The organism is Sorangium sp. So ce176 (assembly GCF_051519835.1).
GTDB classification, from domain to species: domain Bacteria; phylum Myxococcota_A; class Polyangia; order Polyangiales; family Polyangiaceae; genus Sorangium; species Sorangium cellulosum_G.
In genome coordinates, this window is the sequence record NZ_CP150371.1 from 5380841 (window position 1) to 5397500 (window position 16660).

Here is a 16660-nt window from a genome sequence, read left to right on the forward strand (position 1 = left end):
CTCCGGCCGACAGATGAGGGGCGACCGTCGCGACAGGTGCAGGCTCGACGCAGCGGCCCATCGCCCCATCGACGGACAGGGAGGGCGCTGCTTCACCCCTCACGACGTCCGGCGCAGGCGCTCGTGACGGTTGTTTGATCTTAAACGTATTCAAGGTGAGCGAGGCGGGCAACGCTGGCCTCCTCGCGCGCAGCGCTCACCTTGATTTCTCTTAAGATGACAGGGCTCGGTGTCGTGCGTTTCATGGGGGCATCTCTCTGCGAGAGAGGGGCGAGAGAGGGGTTCGCCCCGAGGATCGCGACAATGACCATGGAAGAACAAACGAACCAGGACGAGCCTCTCGACTTCGGCGGCTCGTCGTCCGTGACGGTGGGCGTCTCGTTCCGCGCGCGCCTCGAAGGCGACACGCCGAGGGGCGCGATCCAGGCCTTGCTGCGGTCCGTGGGCAAGGCCCTGTCAGCCCACTTCGAGGGCCGCGCGACAGCGCGCCTCGACGCCGAGAGCGCGACCGTTACTGTGACCCTGCGGATCCCCGAGCCGGAGGGCAGCACCAAGGTGTGCGACGCCTCGGTGACCTTGCTCGCCGACGAGCTCACCGAGGACGAAGAGCTCGTCGTCGTCCCGCGGATCCGCGCCGAGATCTACCGCCGGAAGGACGATGTCGACTGGCTCGCCCGGGACGCGTCGGCGGACGTCGAGAGGCTCGCCGGGGAGATCGACGACGTGCTCCTGGCCATCTCGCCGTGACCACGCGGCGCACGTTCACCGCGAGCGCGCCATGCCGCGCCCCGAGGAGGATCCACCGTGAAGATCGATGATGACAGCAAGCCCTCGCCGACCCGGGTCGTGATCGCGACGCTGGCCGCGCTCCAGCTCACGGCGTGCGCGAGCGCCGCGACGGTCACGCTCGACCAGGCGATCAAGGAGCTCGCGCCGGACTACCGCGTGCGCACGCCGGCGACCGGCGCCGCGAGCCTCGGACGCCGTCTGCTCGGGGACCAGCCCGAGACGAACGCCTGCTTCGACGGTGATCAGGGCACCGCGGCGCCGAGCTGGTCCATGGTGACGCTGCGCTACGGGGACGTGCTCGACGGCAGGCTCTCCGCCGACTTCGGCGGCGCCCTCGAGGTCGCCCCCGCGGCCGGCGCGTCCTCGGAGCGGAGCGCCAGCGTCACGCTGACGGACCTCGTGGAGAGCAGGCTCTCGGCGGTCTACCTGAACGCGAGCGGCGCGTGCACCGGCCTGTTCGGCGAGGCGGGGACGAGCTACGTGAAGGTGCTGACCCGCGCGATCAGAGCGGGGACGATCGAGGTGGCGGCCGAGCAGTCGACCACCGCGGCCCTCTCGATCGACGCCGCCGCGCTCGGAGGGGCCTCCGTGAGCGCGTCGAGCTCGTCGGGCCGGAAGCTCCAGGGGGCCTCTCTCTTCTTCGCGGACTATCCCGAGTGCTTCAGCGTGGTCTACGACAAGAAAGACTGCGCCGGCTCGGCCGTGGGTCCGGGCAACGCCTGCGACCTCGACGCGTGCTCGTTCAACGTCGCGGCGCTCGACACGAGCGGCGCGTCCTGGGCGGGGAAGCTCTCGTGCGAGGGCGGCGCGGCGCTCGACCTCGGCGGCGCCCTCGGCGCGTGGGGAGAGGCTCAGAAGACGGCGCCAGGCGTGACTTACAACGTCCGCGTGCTCCCGGGCGCCTGGCTGGGGACGGTGAACATCGACCTCCGGCGCTGGGTGACCCGCTCGGAATCACCCGACAAGTGCGCGGCCCCCGCGAGCGCGCCCCACCCGGGTTGATCGCTACATGGCCCGGAGCCTCACGATGAAGAACCCCTTCCCCGGCCCGCAACCTTACCGCGCCTCCGACCGTGATCGCTTCTACGGGCGCGGCGACATGGCCCACCAGCTCGAGGGATCCATCCTCGCCAACCGCTGCGTCACCGTCTTCGGGCCGTCCGGCGCCGGCAAGTCGTCCCTGGTGCAGGCGGCGGTCCTCCCGTCGCTCATCGAGAAGCAAGAGATCCGCGTGGCGCGGGTCGACGGCTGGCCCGAGGATCAAGACCCGACGCGCTGGCTCGCGGACGCTGTGTACAGCGCCCTCGGCCTCGGCGAGCGGCCGGCCGGCGCCTCGCCCGCGGACGCGCTGATCACGGCGGCGCAGCGCGCGGCGCGCGGGTCGCCGCGGCTCGTGGTCGTCTACCTCGATCAGATCGAGCAGCTGCTCTACGCGGCGCGCGCCGCGGCCGAGGCCGAGGCGTTCTTCGCCTGCGTGAGCCGCCTCGCCGCGCTGCCCACCCGCAACCTGCGCCTCGTGCTGTCGCTCCGCGAGGACTACCTCGGCCGCTTCCGCGATCGGCTGCGCGAGCACCACCGGCTCCTCGATCACGGCTTCCGCGTCGGCCCCCTGACGGTCGACGAGCTCTGCGAGGCCGTCTGCCAGGCGGCCGTCGCGGGCGAGCCGCCGCAGGCGTGGACGCCGGCGGAGGTGCGCCCGCTCATGCTCCAGGTGCGCGTGCCCGGCCAGGCCGCTGTCGGCGAGGCCGAGGCGCAGGCGGCGTACGCGCAGATCGTGTGCCGCGCGCTCTTCGCGCAGCGCGAGGAGGGCGGCGCCGCGGCCAGCGAGGCCGAGGCCGCGCCGATCCTGCAGCGCTACCTCGAGGCGACGCTCGCCGGCCTCGGCGCGCTGCGCGACGCGGCGCGGCGGCTGCTCGAGGACCACCTGGTGACAGCGGACGGCAGCCGCACGCTGCGCACCGAGAAGGAGCTGCTCCGGATCCTCCCCGCTGGCGAGCTCGAGCCGGCGCTGAGGGCGCTCGAGGGCGCGGCCATCCTCCACGCCGCGGAGCACCAGGGGAGCCGGTACTTCGAGATCGGCCACGACTGGCTGGCGCGCAAGGTCTTCGAGCAGCGGCAGCAGCGCCGGCAGCAGGAGGCGCACCTCCGCGAGCGCGCCGAGGCGGAGGCAAGGCTCGCCGCGGAGCGCGCGCGGCGGCGCCGCTTCGCCGCCGCGGCCGCGGCGTCGCTCCTTGTCGCGGCCGGCGCGGCGTCGCTCGGCGCCGTGGCGTACCACCAGAAGCTCCGCGCGGACCGCCTGCGCGTCGAGGAGGCCGAGGCCCGGCGCGAGGCCGACCGGCTGCGGTGGTTCGCCGAGAAGAAGCGCTCCGAGGCGCACGACGCCAGCATCCTCGCGGGCTTCCGCGAGCTCGCGGTGCGCGCCCGGCTCCCGCTGGCGATGAAGCTCCTGCCCGAGGTGGAGCTTCCCGCGATGCGGCGCGGCTGGGTCGAGCTGGCGAGCGACGCCCTCGCCACGAACGCGCTCCGCGCGACCCTCCACGGGCATACGGGCCCCCTCGCCGCGGCCGTGTGGAGCCCCGACGGCGCGCGCGTGCTCACGGCCTCCGCCGACGGCGCGGCGCGCGTGTGGCGCGCCGACGGCACCGGCCGTCCGGTGGAGCTGAACGGCCACGGCGGGGCCATCCTCGCGGCCGCCTGGAGCGCCGACGGCGCGCGCGTGCTCACGGGCTCGGAGGACGGCATCGCGCGCGTGTGGCGCGCCGACGGCGCGGGCCCGCCGGTGGAGCTGATGGGCCATCACGGCGGCGTGACGGCGGTGGCTGCGAGCCCCGACGGCGCGCGCGTCGCGACGGCGTCGGACGACGGGACGGCGCGCGTGTGGGGCGCCGACGGCGAGGGCGAGCCGATCGTGCTCACCGGCCACCGCGGCCCCATCAACGCGGTCGTGTGGAGCCCCGACGGCGCGCGCGTCGTCACCGGCTCACGCGACAGGACGGCGCGCGTCTGGACGCCGGGCGCGACGGGCGGGAGCCTCGTCCTGCGCGGGCACACGGGCGAGGTGGTCGCCGTGGCGGTGAGCCCCGACGGCGCGCGCGTCGTCACCGGCTCACGCGACCGGACGGCGCGCGTCTTCAGGCTCACCGGCGCGGCCGCGCCCGTGGTGCTCGCCGGGCACGAGGACGGCATCACCCACCTGGCCTTGAGCCCCGACGGCCTGCGCGTGGCCACGGCGTCGGCCGATCGGAGCGTGCGCGTCTTCCGCGTCGACGGCCAAGGCGAGCCCGTCGTCCTGACCGGCCACACGCTCGCGGTGAGCTTCGTCTCGTGGAGCCCCGACGGCAAGTACGTCGCCAGCGCCTCCGCGGACAGGACGGCGCGCCTCTGGCCGGCGGACGGGAGCGGCCCGCCGCTCGTCCTGGCCGGGCACCGCGCGCCCCTCCGCTCCGCGGCGTGGAGCCCCGACGGCGCGCGCGTCGTCACCGCCGCGTCCGATCCGAGGGGGCGCTCGTTCGACCGCACGGCGAAGGTGTGGAGCGCCGAGCCGCTCCGATCGATGCCGCGCAGGCGCCCTCACCTGGGCTTCTTCCACGCGGCGTCCATCGCCGCGGGGGGCGCGCGCGTCGTCGCGGCCTACGAGGACCGGACGGCGCGCGTCTTCCGGGTCGACGGCGAGGGCCAGCCCGTCGTGCTCAAGGGCCATGAAGGGTGGGTGGCGAGCGCGTCGCCGAGCCCGGACGGCGCGCGCGTCGTCACGGCCTCGTTCGACGGGACGGCGCGCGTCTTCCGCGTCGACGGCGAGGGCGAGCCCGTCGTGCTCAGGGGCCACGAGGCCGAGGTGCGCGCCGCCGTCATGAGCCCCGACGGCGCGCGCGTCGCGACGGCATCGGACGACAGCACGGCGCGCGTGTGGAGCGCCGACGGCAAGGGCGAGCCCGTCGTGCTGCGCGGGCACGAGGACTGGCTCACCGCCGCGGCGTGGAGCCCCGACGGCGCGCGCGTCCTGACCACGTCGCTCGATCACACGGCCCGGGTGTGGAGCGCCGGCGGCGAGGGCGAGCCCGTCGTGCTCGAGGGCCACGGCGGCGACGTCTACGCCGGCGCGTGGAGCCCCGACGGCGCGCGCGTCGTCACCGCCTCGGACGACGGCACCGCGCGGGTGTGGAGCGCCGACGGCATGGGCGATCCCATCGTGCTGCGCGGGCACGAGGGCGCGGTCCTCTGCGCCCTCTTCAGCCCTGGCGGCGAGCGCGTCGTCACCTCGTCAGCCGACGGCACCGTCCGCCTGTGGAGCGCCGACGGCAAGGGCGCGCCCATCGTGCTCGGGGCTCCGGCGCCGGTCATCGCCCTGGCCTTCCTCGACGGAGGGCAGAGGCTCATGACCGTCACCACGGACAACAGCGTCCACACATGGATGACCGACGTGGACGCGCTGAAGCAGCGCCTGCTCGCCGCGCACACGGACTGCCTGCCGCCGGACGTGCGCGTCACCTACCTGGGCGAGGCCGCGTCCGCCGCCCGGGATCAGTACACCGCGTGCGAGCGCTCGTACGAGCGCGCGCCGCTCCCCCTGGAGGGCTTCCGACAATGACGGCTCGCGACATGGCCGCGACAGCGGCGCTCGTGTTCCTGTCGACCCTGGGCGCGTGCGAGCGGCCCGGCGTCGAGGACGACAGACCTGAGCCAGGGACGGAGGCCGCCGACGCCGCCGAGGTCCACCCCCCCACCACGGCGCGGCCCAGCGTGCACCGGCTCGACGCCGGCGAGCGCCGGGTGAAGCTGCTCGTCCTGCCCGCCGACGCCGCGGTCGAGATCGACGGCGTCCCGGCGCGGCGGCGGGACGGCGTCATCGAGCTCTCGGGGAGGGTCGGGCAGACGCATCGGGTGCGCCTCTCCAGGGACACGCGGCACGCCGAGACGATCGTGACCCTCATGGACGGCGGCGTCTCGCCGCCCTCGCTGGACCTCGCCGCGCTGGCGCGGGCCGCGCGTCCCTTCGGGCGCGGCCGCCTCCCGACCGCGTCGACCGCCGAGCCTGCGGCCGCCGAGGCCGACGCCTCCGCGCTGGAGCTCGCCGAGACGCCGGAGCTGGCGCCCGAGCCCGTATTGCCCGGTGTCGCCGCCGAGTACGACGCGCCGGCGGATCGCGCGGCGATGGAGTCGGCGCCCGATTCCGCGCCAGGCGCTGTGCGGAGCTCCGCGCGGGGGAACGAGGGCCCGGCGTGCGTCTGTCCCCCGTCGACGCAGGTCATCCCCAGGTGCCCGACCGGCGCAGCCGCGGCGGCGGAGCACAGGAAGCAGCGCAGCGGCGTGCTGGCCGGAGACGCCTTCGAATGAGGACGCGCACCATGCCGGGCACGAAGCGCCGACGTTCCGCGGTTCTCGGCCTCCTCCTCCCCGCGGCGCTCCTGGCACCGCTGTCCTTCGGCTCGCTCGCCGCCGCGCAGCCCGGCGGGCCCGGTGCCGTCCTGCGCCGCGAGGACGCGCGCGCGCACTTCGAGCGCGGGATCGCGCTTCGCGATCAGGAGCGCTGGGCCGAGGCGCTCGCCGAGTTCCAGGCGTCGCGCTCGTTGTTCGTGACGCTGAACGGGACGACCAACGCCGCCGCGTGTCTCATATGGCTCGAGCGCTACCTGGACGCCCTCGAGCTGTACGAGAGCGCGCTGCACGACTTCTCCGAGCGGCTCAAGGACGAGGAGAAACGCGACATCCTGCTGGTCGTCAGGCTCCTTCACAACGCCGTCGGGACCATCGGGATCGTGGGCGGCGAGCCGGGCGCGACGGTCCTGCTCGACGGCGTATCGCGCGGCGAGCTCCCGCTCGCAGCGCCCCTTCGCGTGCCTCGCGGCCTCCACGCTCTCCGCGTTGTCAAAGCGGGGTACCGGCCGTTCGAGCAGCGCCTCGACGTGGCCGGCGGGGCGGCGGTCCAGGTGACGGCGCGGCTGATCCCGCTTCGGGAGGCGGCCGCGCTCGAGATCGCCGGGCCGACGAGGGAGGAGCCGAGCGCACGCGGCATCCGACCGGAGCGCGGCGCCGCGTCCATCGATGGCCGCGGGGGACGCCGGCCGCGCCGCCCGTCTCGCCTGCTCGCCGAGGTGAGCGCCGCGGCGCCGCTCGTTGTGTCGATCGGCGGAGGCGGGTCGACGGGGTGCGTGGCGCCTTGCAGCAAGCCCCTCGGGGTTGGCTCCAGCTTGTTCGTCCGCGGAGGGTACGGCATCGACGATCTATCGTTTGGCGTCTCGGCGGGCTACCTGAGCGTGCAGCAAGCTGTCCGCGGGCGCAGCGCGAAGGTCGAGGCCGTCGGCGGGGCTTCGTACTCGGTGAGCGTCGACGACGCGATGGCCCTCCGCGGCATGCTCCTCGGCGCCTGGGTCGGCTACTCGTCGGGCGAGGGCTTCCTGCTCGACGTGCGGCTGGGCGCCGGCGGGCTGTTCGGCGCGGTGGCGGACGCGCGCACGAGCGCGCATGTGTCGACGCGCCCCGTGCTGTCGTTCAGCCCGTTCGAGCAGAGCGCGGCGGCGCGCTTCGTTTACGTCGCGCCCGAGGTGCGAGCCGGCGTCAGGCTGGCCGGGCGGGTCGAGCTCACGCTGGGGCTCGAGGTGCCTGTGCTCATCGCCGTGCCGAGGCCGGCGTCGAGCCAGCAGGTGTTCGTCGACACAACGACTGGGCTCGATGGATCCGCCTCCGCCTGGTTTCCGGGCGGGCCCCTCACGGCCCCCCTCTTCCCGCTGTTCATGCCTGTCCTGGGCGCCAGGTACGATTTCTACTGAGGCCTACCCAGGCCAGAGCGCCATTCGGTTCAACGTCTGCATCTGTGCGGCCATTTTTCGCTGGATCGTCTCCAGATTCTGAAGCGCGGCTGCTCGGCGTAGGCCGAAGCGGTTGACCCGCACGCCGAACTCCCGCGCCCTGACGCTGCACGAGCTGGGCGAGCCGATGCTGGCGCTCGCCGAGCGGTGGAGCGCGTCTACAGCTTGCCCCTGACGTAGGCTCGCTGGAGCGTCAGCCTCGGAGGACCGGCCGAGACCTCGAACGCCTCCGGGCGGCCGTCGGGCGCGAGGCTGCCCACGAGGCGCGTGGCGCTCATGTTGACCGTGACGGAGCCCGAGGCGTCGCGGAGGTACTGGACGTCGATGGGCTTCGTCGGGTCGACGGAGGGCATGTACTCCTGCTGCTTGAGGTCGAAGGCGCCCTTCTTCTTGAGGAGCCGCGCGAGCTCCGAGGCGGTCGCGACAGGCGAGGCGAGCCACGCCTTGGTCGCGAGCGAGATCGTCCCCTGGACCTTCTTGCCCTCGACCTCTCCCGCGTAGCCGTACTGGAAGTTCTTCTTCTGCGACAGCTCGATCCGGTGGCTCACCTCGCCTTGCGAGGTCTCGACCCAGACGCCTCCCTTGATGCGCCCCTCGGGGTCGATGAGCACGTTGGACGCCTCATCCTCGATGTGCAGCGACTTCGGATCTCGGGGGATGAAGGTGGCAGAGCGCGACAGCCATCGTCGCTGCCCGTCCTCGCCCTTGAACAGATCGCTCGTCTCGAAGCCGACAGGCAGCTTGTCGAGGCGCAGGATCACGGTGTCCGTGTACTCGGGCTCCGCGGCGGCGCTCTTCGAGTCGAACGAGTCGAAGAGCCCCTTGGCGAGCCGCTCGAACGTGCGGACATACCCGACCTCGTCGTGCAGGCAGGCGATGGGGTGTGCCTTGTCCGCGTGCAGCGCGATCTTGAGCAGCCCGGCCGCCTTCCCGGCGCCTGTCTGGGTGAAGTAGAGCGCTTGAACGAACACCGCAGGGCTCTCGCGGTGCACGCTGATCTCCCAGGGTATGATGCGGGCGACATCCAGCTTCTCGGGGTCGAGGAGCTCGATGAAGTTCCTCATCACCTCGCCCGAGTCGAGCATCGTGTTGTAAACGAAGCACTCGACTTGGCTGGCCGTGCCGAGGGGGATGGAGAGCGCGACAAGCTTCTCCTTCTGCTCGATCTTCGGCTCCGCTGCCCCGAACGCGCGCGCCGACCAGTCCGCGGCGCGGATCTCGCGGGCGGGCAGATCGTCGGCCTCGCGGGCGAGCGCCTTCTCGAGGTTGAAAGGCTCCTTCGCGGCGGGCTCCGGGCCCGGCGCCGGGGTCTCCGCGGGCGCCGCGCCCGTGGCCCCGCCGCACCCGGCGAGGAGCGCCAGCGCGAGGAGGCCCGCGCCGCGCAGGGCCCCCGGAGAACGCCAGCGCGCGCGCCGAGGCGAGGATGTCGTCTTCGGTGAGAAGGGCTGGCCCCCGTCGAGCCGAGCCCCCGGAATCGGAACCGCCATCGTGGATCTCCCGCAAAATCGTCACCCCAGCCCCCGGACGCGGCCCTCAGCGGATCGCGGAACGCTGGCGTGATGATGCAGGGCAACGAGAGCGGAAGCGGCGCCGCGATGTCAAGACGCAACGCGCCAGCACCGCCCTCCCCCGCCCTGCCCGGCAATCCCGCCGAGGATCCCCGCGGACCATCCAACGCGAAACCGCATCGACGTAAACAGACAGCCACACGAGAACAGAGGGGCGCCGAGCGGAAAAGCAGAGCGCGAGACATCGGAGGTCACCGGGCACGCGATCGCGAGCCCCGGCGGCTGTTCAGGCAAATCCCGAGAAGTCTCGTGGCGTCCTGTGTCGCTTGATGACGACAGGTCACCTCGCCGCTCGTTCGATGAGCGACGCGCGGCGAGCGGACGATTGCAACAAGAAAATCAGATCCCACGACGTTCCATGGAGGTCTCCACGGCTGAGCTCGCAGCGAGTTGGGGCGCTCACGCACGGTCGCACGCACAGTGAGGCAGTTTGCCGCAGCGAGTCCTGGAGAGGACACCTGGCGCGGGCATGTGGTCATCAATTGTCCGGCCTCGACGCATCGAGGGAATCGTCCGAGCTCTCCCGTCTGGCACCCGCGTTGCAGCAGCGCCTGGCGTCGCCGGCACCGCCGGCGCGATGTGGCTAGGCGGCAGGTAGTCACGGTCGTCGAGTGACGTTCACGATGCACATCAATCCGAGGAGTGGACCATGGGACAGATGAGCGAGAGCAAGCGGGGCTTCGCGGCGATGAACGCGGAGCAGCAGCGCCAGATCGCGAGCCAGGGCGGCAAGGCGGCGCACGAGAAGGGCACGGCGCACGAGTTCACGTCCGAAGAAGCACGCGCGGCGGGCCGCAAGGGCGGCGAGGTCGTCAGCCAGAACCGCGAGCACATGGCCACGATCGGGCGCAAGGGCGCCGAGGCGCGGAGCCAGGGGCCGAACGGGTCCCGCAAGGCGAACCGCGGCGACCATGAGCAGCACGTGAAGCCGAGCGAGCACAGCCACCAGGGCTGACCTCGTCGCAGCGCGCCGCGCGAGATCCCTCCCGCGCCGCACGACGAGCAAGAGCCGCCGAGGAACCACGAAGGGTCGCCCCTTCCTGGCTGCTCGGCGGTCCTTTTTTGGGCGGCGTGATCGGGGCGCCGCTGCCGGAGCAGCGCGCCGGGAGAGATCACGCCGCGCCGTCGTCGAGCCCCGCGCCGTCGTCGAACAGCGCGTCGTCGTCGTCCAGGTCGAGGTCGTCAGGGAGGCTGCCCTCGACCTCGCGCGCCCCGCCGCTGTCTGCGCCGGCGCCGGTCGCGCCGGGGGGCGACATCCGCCACCCGCCCGTGGACTGGGCCGGCCAGGAGCGCAGGCCGGGCGGCGGCTTGAAGCCGTCGACATCGTCCTCGGACCCGTCGACGCCCGCCGCGGCCGCGCGGCGAGCCCAGTCGGGCGCGTTCCCGGGCACCTGCCGCGGGCGCCACGGGCCCCGCTCGGCCGTGGGGGCGCGCTTGAGGTAGCCGTGCGCCCCGGAGGTGAAGCCCACGTCCGCGAGCGCGCGCGCGAGGGGCGAGCTGTGCGCCGGCTCGCCGTCGATCGTGGCCACGAGCACCGCGCGCCGCCGCCCCTCGCTGACGAGCGCCGCGAGCGCCGACGCGATCGCCCGGATCGCGTCGCCGCGCTCCGGCTCGGCCTCCGGCAGGAAGGTGGTGAGGCTCCGCTCGGTGCGGCCCATCCACGCGAGCAGCCGGCCGTCGTGCAGGATCACGAGGGCGCCGGCGGCGCGCTGGGGACGCACGGGGCCGCGGACAGCGCCCTCGGGAGCGCCGTCGCCGCGCGCGGCGAGCTCGGGCCAGCGGACGGCGGCGCCCCACGGGTTCGCCGGGTCCGTGGCCGCGAGGACGAGCGTCCGCGGATCGTCGGACGGCTCGCGGCACGCGCGGAGGCGGTCGTCGGCCCCGGGCACAGCGAACTGCGCGGCGCCCAGCCCGGCGACGAAGTAGCCGCGCCGCGCCTGGCCGGCCTCCTCCATGGCGCGGAGCACGTCGTAGACGGCGGAGAAGCCGCCCGCGAGCCCCTCGACAGCCGCCGCCTCGCGCGTGAGCACGCCGTGGCGCTCGAGCAGGGCGCGCGCGAGCGCGGCGCGGCGCTCGGTCTCGCCGGGCGCGCCGGCGGGCGATCCGGTCGCGTTCGCGCTCGCGCTTGTCGCGCCCGCTGTCGATGCGGTAGCGCTCGCGGCGGCCCCGGGCAGCGCCAGCAGCGACCAGCGGCCCTCGCTGCCCGGCGGGCCGATCCGGCGCGCGCGCAACGCGGAGAGGCCGCGGCCGGGCGCGGGGCGATCGCGATCGCGCCGGCGGCCGCTCGAGCGGGACTCGCGGCCGAGGGCGCGCAGCGGGGCGAGCGTGTCGTTCGTGACCTCGCCGGCCCACACGAGATCCCAGAGCGCCCCGAGCAGGTCGAGGCCGAAGGCGCCCGTCTCCCGCGAGAGGTCGGAGAAGAAGAGCGCGCCGCGGCGCGCGAGGGCGGCGCGAATGCTCTCGGCCAGCGCGCCCTCGGCGCGGCCGGGCGGCGGGGCGAGGTACGCGTACGCCTCGGCGAGGTAGAGCGCGACGCGGCCGTCGCCGTCGCCGACAGGCTCGACGCCGCGCCAGATGACCTCACCGGCCGCGCAGAGCGCGTCGAGATCGCCGGCGCGGTAGCCCTCGACGCGCGCGGGCAGGATCTCGGCCTCCAGGGCCGAGGCCGACAGCGGCGCGCCCTGGAGCTGCTCCAGCGCCGCGAGCAGGCCGTCGAGCCCCCGCCGGCGGCGGTGCAGGTTGTGCCAGTCGGCGAGGAAGCGGGCGTACGCCTCCGGCGGCACCGGCTCGACCTCGGCGCGCAGCCGGGCCAGCGAGCGGCGCTTCAGCGAGCGCAGCACCTCGGCGTCGCAGAACTCCCGGCCGCGGCCGCCGGGGAGGAACTCCCCCTCGACGACGCGGCCGCGCTCGGCGAGCCGCGCGAGCGCCGCCAGGACCGGCGCGGGGCCGAGGCCGAAGCGCCGGGCCACGTCCTCCGCGCGGAAGGGGCCGTGCGTTCGCGCGTAGCGGGCCACGAGCTCGGCGAGCGGATCGGCCGCCGGCTCGAGGAACGCGATCGGCAGGCCGGGCGGCGGCACCACGCCGAAGGCGTCGCGCAGCCGGCCCGCGTCCTCGGCGGCGGCGAGGCGGCGCTCGCCGCCGAGCTGGATGTCGATGACGCGCCTGTCGCGCACGAGCTCGTCCATCCAGGCGGCGGCGCGCTCGCGGGCCGCCTCGGGCGGGACATCGGCGCCCGCCGCGCGCGCCGCGATCTCGTCGCGCGTGAGGTCGCCGAGCGAGAGCAGGAGATCGTGCACCTGATCCTCGTGCTTGAGCGGCATGCGGCCGTCGAGGCGCTGGAGCGACGCCTCGAGGGCCACCACCGCGTCGGCGTCGAAGAGCTCGCGCAGCTCGGCCTCGCCGAGCAGCTCGCGCAGGCGCGCGTGATCGATGGCGAGCACCTGCGCCCGGCGCTCGGCGAGCGGCAGGTCGCCCTCGTAGATGAAATTGCCCGCGTAGGCGAAGAGCAGCGTGGCCGCGAACGGCGACGGCGCGCGCACGTCGACCGTGACGACGCGGACCTTGCGGGCCGCGATCTGCCGGAGGAGGTCCTCGAGCGCGGTGAGGTCGAAGACGTCGCGCAGGCACTCGCGGTAGGTCTCGAGCAGGATCGGAAAGGAGCCGTAGCGCGACGCGACGGCGAGCAGGTCGGCGGCGCGCTTGCGCTGGGCCCAGAGCGGCGAGCGCTTGCCGGGGAACTTGCGCGGCAGGAGCAGCGCCCGGCCGGCGCACTCGCGGAAGCGCGAGGCGAACAGGGCGGTGTCGCCGAGGCCGCGGACGAGCAGGTCCTCCACCTCGTCGGCCTGCGGCAGGAGCTGCTTCGCGTCCGGGGGCGACTCGGACTCGGGCAGCCGCAGGACGATGCCGTCGTCGGTCCACACGGTGTCGACCGCGAGGCCGAGCTCGAGGCGGCACTTCTCGGCGATGCAGGTCGACAGCGGCGCGTGCACGCGGCCGCCGAACGGCGACAGGAGGCAGATGCGGTAGTCGCCGACCTCGTCGACGAACCGCTCCAGGACGATGGCGCGATCGCTCGGGACCTCGCCCGTGGCCGCGGCCTGATCGCGCACGTACCGGACGAGGTTCCGCGCGGCGCGCGCGTCGAGCCCGTGCTCGTCGGCGAGCGCCCGCTCGGCCTCGTCGTCGGACAGCGAGGCGATCCGCCGCGCGAGGGCGCCGATGGAGGTGCCGAGCTCGGCGTTGCGCCCGGCCTGGTCGCCGCGCCAGAACGGCATCTTGCCCGGCTCGCCCGGCGCGGGGACGACGAGGACGCGGTCGTGGGTGATGTCGGTGATGCGCCACGACGAGGCGCCGAGGAGGAAGACCTCGCCCTCGCGGGCCTCGAAGACCATCTCCTCGTCGAGCTCGCCGACGCGCCGGCCCGGGCGCGCCGCGTCGCCGCCGGCGTCGAGGAAGACGCCGTAGAGGCCGCGGTCGGGGATGGTGCCGGCGTTGACGACGGCGAGGCGCTTGGCGCCCTTGCGGGCGCGCACGGCGCCGCCCACGCGGTCCCAGACGATGCGGGGGCGGAGCTCGGCGAACTCGTCGGACGGGTAGCGGCCGGAGAGCATGTCGAGCACGCCCTCGAAGCTCGCGCGGGGCAGGTCGGCGAACGGCGCGGCCCTGCGCACGAGCGAGAAGAGCGCGTCGACGTGGAGGGTGTCCATCGAGGCGATGGCGACGATCTGCTGGGCGAGGACGTCGAGCGGGTTCCTCGGGTAGAGGGTCGCCTCGACCTTGCCCTCGCGCATGCGGGACGCGGCCGCGGCGCACGCGAGCAGGTCGCCGCGGTGCTTGGGGAAGACGACGCCGCGCGAGGTGCCGCCGACCTCGTGGCCGGCGCGGCCGACGCGCTGGAGCCCTGCGGCGACCGACGGCGGCGCCTCGAGCTGGATGACGAGGTCGACGGCGCCGAGATCGAGCCCGAGCTCGAGCGACGAGGTGGCGACGATGCACGGCAGGAGGCCGGCCTTGAGCCGCTCCTCGATCTGCTGGCGCTGCTCGCGCGCGATCGAGCCGTGGTGCGCGAGCGCGACCTCGGCGCCCGCTGTGTCGTTGAGCGCGGCGGCGAGGCGCTCGGCGAGGCGCCGGCTGTTCACGAAGATCATCGTCGTGCGGTGGGCGCGCACGAGCTCGACGAGCCGCGGGTGGATGCTCGGCCAGATCGAGCGTTGCGCCGGGTCGGCCGGCCCTGGCGGCGGCCCCTCGCCTGCCCGCGCGACCTCGCCGAGCTTGGTCATGTCCTCGACGGGCACCTCGATGCGCAGCTCCAGGGCCTTCGGGGCGCTCGCGTCGACGATCGTCACCGGCCGCGGCGCGAAGCGCGCGCCCGCGCCCTCGATCTCGCCGCCCCCGAGCATGCGCGCGACCTCGTCGAGCGGCCGCTGGGTGGCGGACAGCCCGATGCGCTGCATGGGCCTTGGCGCTTGCCGGAGGGCCTCGAGGCGCTCGAGGGACAGGGCGAGGTGCGCGCCGCGCTTCGTCGCGACGAGCGCGTGGATCTCGTCGATGATGACGGTCTCGACGTTGCGCAGCCGATCGCGCGCGTTGGCGGTGAGCAGGAGGTAGAGCGACTCCGGGGTTGTGATGAGGATGTCCGGCGGCTTCCTGGCGAGCCGCGCGCGGTCCTCGGGCCTTGTGTCGCCGGAGCGCACGCCGACCTGGGGGACGCGGTAGGGCAGGCCGAGCCGCTCGGCGGCGGCGGCGATCCCGGCGAGCGGGGCGCGCAGGTTCCGCTCGACGTCGATGGCGAGCGCCTTGAGGGGCGAGACGTACACGACGCGGCAGCGCTCGGCGGCCTCGGGCTCCGGCGAGGCCATGAGCCGGTCGATGGCCGCGAGGAAGGCCGCTAGCGTCTTGCCGGAGCCCGTCGGGGCGAGCACCAGCGTGGAGGCGCCCTCGAGGATGGGCGGGAAGCCCTTGGTCTGCGCGGGGGTGGGCGCGGCGAACGCTCCGCGGAACCACGCCTGGGTGGCCGGGTGAAAGCGGGCGAGCGGATCGGTTTCGGGGGAGCGTTTCTTGGCCATCGGCGGCGATCGCGCGGCGCGCGGAGCCGGTCAGCGCGGCGCCTCGGCCCGTGCGTCTGTCTCCACGCGGTCCCTCCTGAGCGGGGGGCTGCGGGGCTCTATGCAAGAGCCATCCCTCACGGCAGGAGGTCGCGCAACTGCTCGTTCGCAGGGCCATCCAGGGCGAGTGTGGGCCGCGCCGGCGGGGGGGGTCCACGCGGCGGGGGCGGGCGGGCGCTGGCCATCCGCCGAGGCGGGCGGCGGGAGAGCTTGCGCATCGAACACCGCCCGGCATGTCTCCCTTCGGGCCATGCTGGCTGGGACGTTTCGTTGCGCGCCACACAAGGCGCGCCTGAGACCTCGAGCCCGCTGAGACCTTATGGCACCTCGGTCGGTGCTCGGCGCGCCCGCCCGCCCCCGCCGCGTGGACCCCCCCGCCGGCGCTTGCGGAAGTTGAGGGGGGGTCGGGCGGAGCTGCCGCCGCCTCGACAGAGGATAAGGTCCCCGGGTGTTCGCCGGCGGCGCGGGGGCAGCGAGCTACAGAGCCCGGCAGCACGCCGAGGTGCAAGCGCCCGGAGCGGGCACGCGGGCGGGTCAGGCGGCGCGCGGAGGACAAAAAAAACCTGCGCACAAGCGATGCCTGTGCGCAGGTTCGAAGAAACCCCGGCGGCGTCCTACTCTCCCACCAGGTTGCCCTGGCAGTACCATCGGCTCCAAGAAGCTTAACTTCCGAGTTCGGTATGGGATCGGGTGTAGCCTTCTCGATATCACCACCGGAAACTTGTGGCGCGTCCTCCCCGTGAGGGGAGGACGCTCGGCGGAGCCCTCTCTTCGCGAGACTCCATGCCGGGCCGGCCTTGCCGCGCTGCTCGTCGCCTGAGATCCAGGCGAGGCGCGCTCGCTGCTCGCCCCGGGGCAGCGTCAAGCTGCACCCGTGGGCGAGGCGCCTGCGCAGGGTGCACCCGCGCGCAGGCTCTAAAAAAATCCCGGCGGCGTCCTACTCTCCCACCAGGTTGCCCTGGCAGTACCATCGGCTCCAAGAAGCTTAACTTCCGAGTTCGGTATGGGATCGGGTGTAGCCTTCTCGATATCACCACCGGAAACTTGTGGGTGCGTCCAATCGGAACCCGCGGAGCTCGCTTCTCGCGATGCTCTACGCTGGGCCAGCTGTGTCACGCTGCTCGTCACCCGAACTCCGGGCGCGACGCTTCGATGTTTGCCTTAGAAGTATGGTCAAGCCGCACGACCTATTAGTACCGGTTAGCTCCTCCGATTGCTCGGCTTCCACACCCGGCCTATCAACCTCGTGGTCTACGAGGGGTCTTTAGGGACCTTGCGGTCCGGGACACCTGGTCTTGAGGCCGGCTTCCCGCTTAGATGCTTTCAGCGGTTATCCGTTCCGTACATGGCTACCCGGCTATGCCCTTGGCAGGACAACCGGAGCACCAGAGGT

8 protein-coding genes and 3 rRNA genes (1 of these 11 only partly in view) are annotated in these 16660 nt (G+C 73.9%); 6 read left to right on the forward strand and 5 right to left on the reverse strand.

What is annotated here, in order from left to right:
• Positions 1-309: 309 nt before the first annotated feature.
• The 5 genes from WMF42_RS20125 to WMF42_RS20145 are packed head-to-tail and all read left to right on the forward strand — an operon-like array spanning position 310 to position 7556.
• The gene (locus WMF42_RS20125) at positions 310-747 is read left to right on the forward strand and encodes a hypothetical protein (RefSeq protein WP_437693604.1); all 438 of its coding nucleotides are present in this window, start codon (positions 310-312) and stop codon (positions 745-747) included.
• 57 nt (positions 748-804) lie between these two features.
• Positions 805-1791: a hypothetical protein gene (locus WMF42_RS20130; RefSeq protein ID WP_437693606.1), complete on the forward strand. Its 987-nt coding sequence runs from the start codon at positions 805-807 to the stop codon at positions 1789-1791.
• 25 nt (positions 1792-1816) lie between these two features.
• Entirely contained in the window at positions 1817-5377 is a 3561-nt protein-coding gene (locus WMF42_RS20135) for an nSTAND1 domain-containing NTPase (RefSeq protein ID WP_437693608.1), read from the forward strand.
• The gene (locus WMF42_RS20140; RefSeq protein WP_437693609.1) at positions 5374-6123 is read left to right on the forward strand and encodes a hypothetical protein; all 750 of its coding nucleotides are present in this window, start codon (positions 5374-5376) and stop codon (positions 6121-6123) included. The genes WMF42_RS20135 and WMF42_RS20140 overlap by 4 nt, the downstream gene beginning before the upstream one ends.
• Positions 6124-6134: 11 nt before the next feature.
• Positions 6135-7556: a PEGA domain-containing protein gene (locus WMF42_RS20145; protein ID WP_437693611.1), complete on the forward strand. Its 1422-nt coding sequence runs from the start codon at positions 6135-6137 to the stop codon at positions 7554-7556.
• A gap of 197 nt (positions 7557-7753) precedes the next feature.
• On the opposite strand, the gene WMF42_RS20150 is transcribed toward WMF42_RS20145, so the two are convergent.
• Positions 7754-9082 (reverse strand): hypothetical protein, encoded by a 1329-nt coding sequence (locus WMF42_RS20150; protein WP_437693613.1) that lies wholly within the window; start codon positions 9080-9082, stop codon positions 7754-7756.
• 730 nt (positions 9083-9812) lie between these two features.
• On the opposite strand from WMF42_RS20150, the gene WMF42_RS20155 reads away from it, so the two are divergent.
• The gene (locus WMF42_RS20155; RefSeq protein ID WP_061605893.1) at positions 9813-10118 is read left to right on the forward strand and encodes a KGG domain-containing protein; all 306 of its coding nucleotides are present in this window, start codon (positions 9813-9815) and stop codon (positions 10116-10118) included.
• Between the two features lie 157 nt (positions 10119-10275).
• On the opposite strand, the gene WMF42_RS20160 is transcribed toward WMF42_RS20155, so the two are convergent.
• The 4 genes from WMF42_RS20160 to WMF42_RS20175 all read right to left on the reverse strand — a co-directional run.
• Positions 10276-15228, reverse strand: a complete 4953-nt coding sequence (locus tag WMF42_RS20160) for a DEAD/DEAH box helicase (RefSeq protein WP_437693615.1) — start codon at positions 15226-15228, stop codon at positions 10276-10278.
• A 640-nt stretch (positions 15229-15868) separates the two neighbouring features.
• Positions 15869-15985 (reverse strand): 5S ribosomal RNA (rrf, locus tag WMF42_RS20165).
• Between the two features lie 206 nt (positions 15986-16191).
• Positions 16192-16308 (reverse strand): 5S ribosomal RNA (gene rrf, locus WMF42_RS20170).
• A gap of 128 nt (positions 16309-16436) precedes the next feature.
• Positions 16437-16660, reverse strand: a 23S ribosomal RNA gene (locus WMF42_RS20175); it runs 2786 nt beyond the window's last position.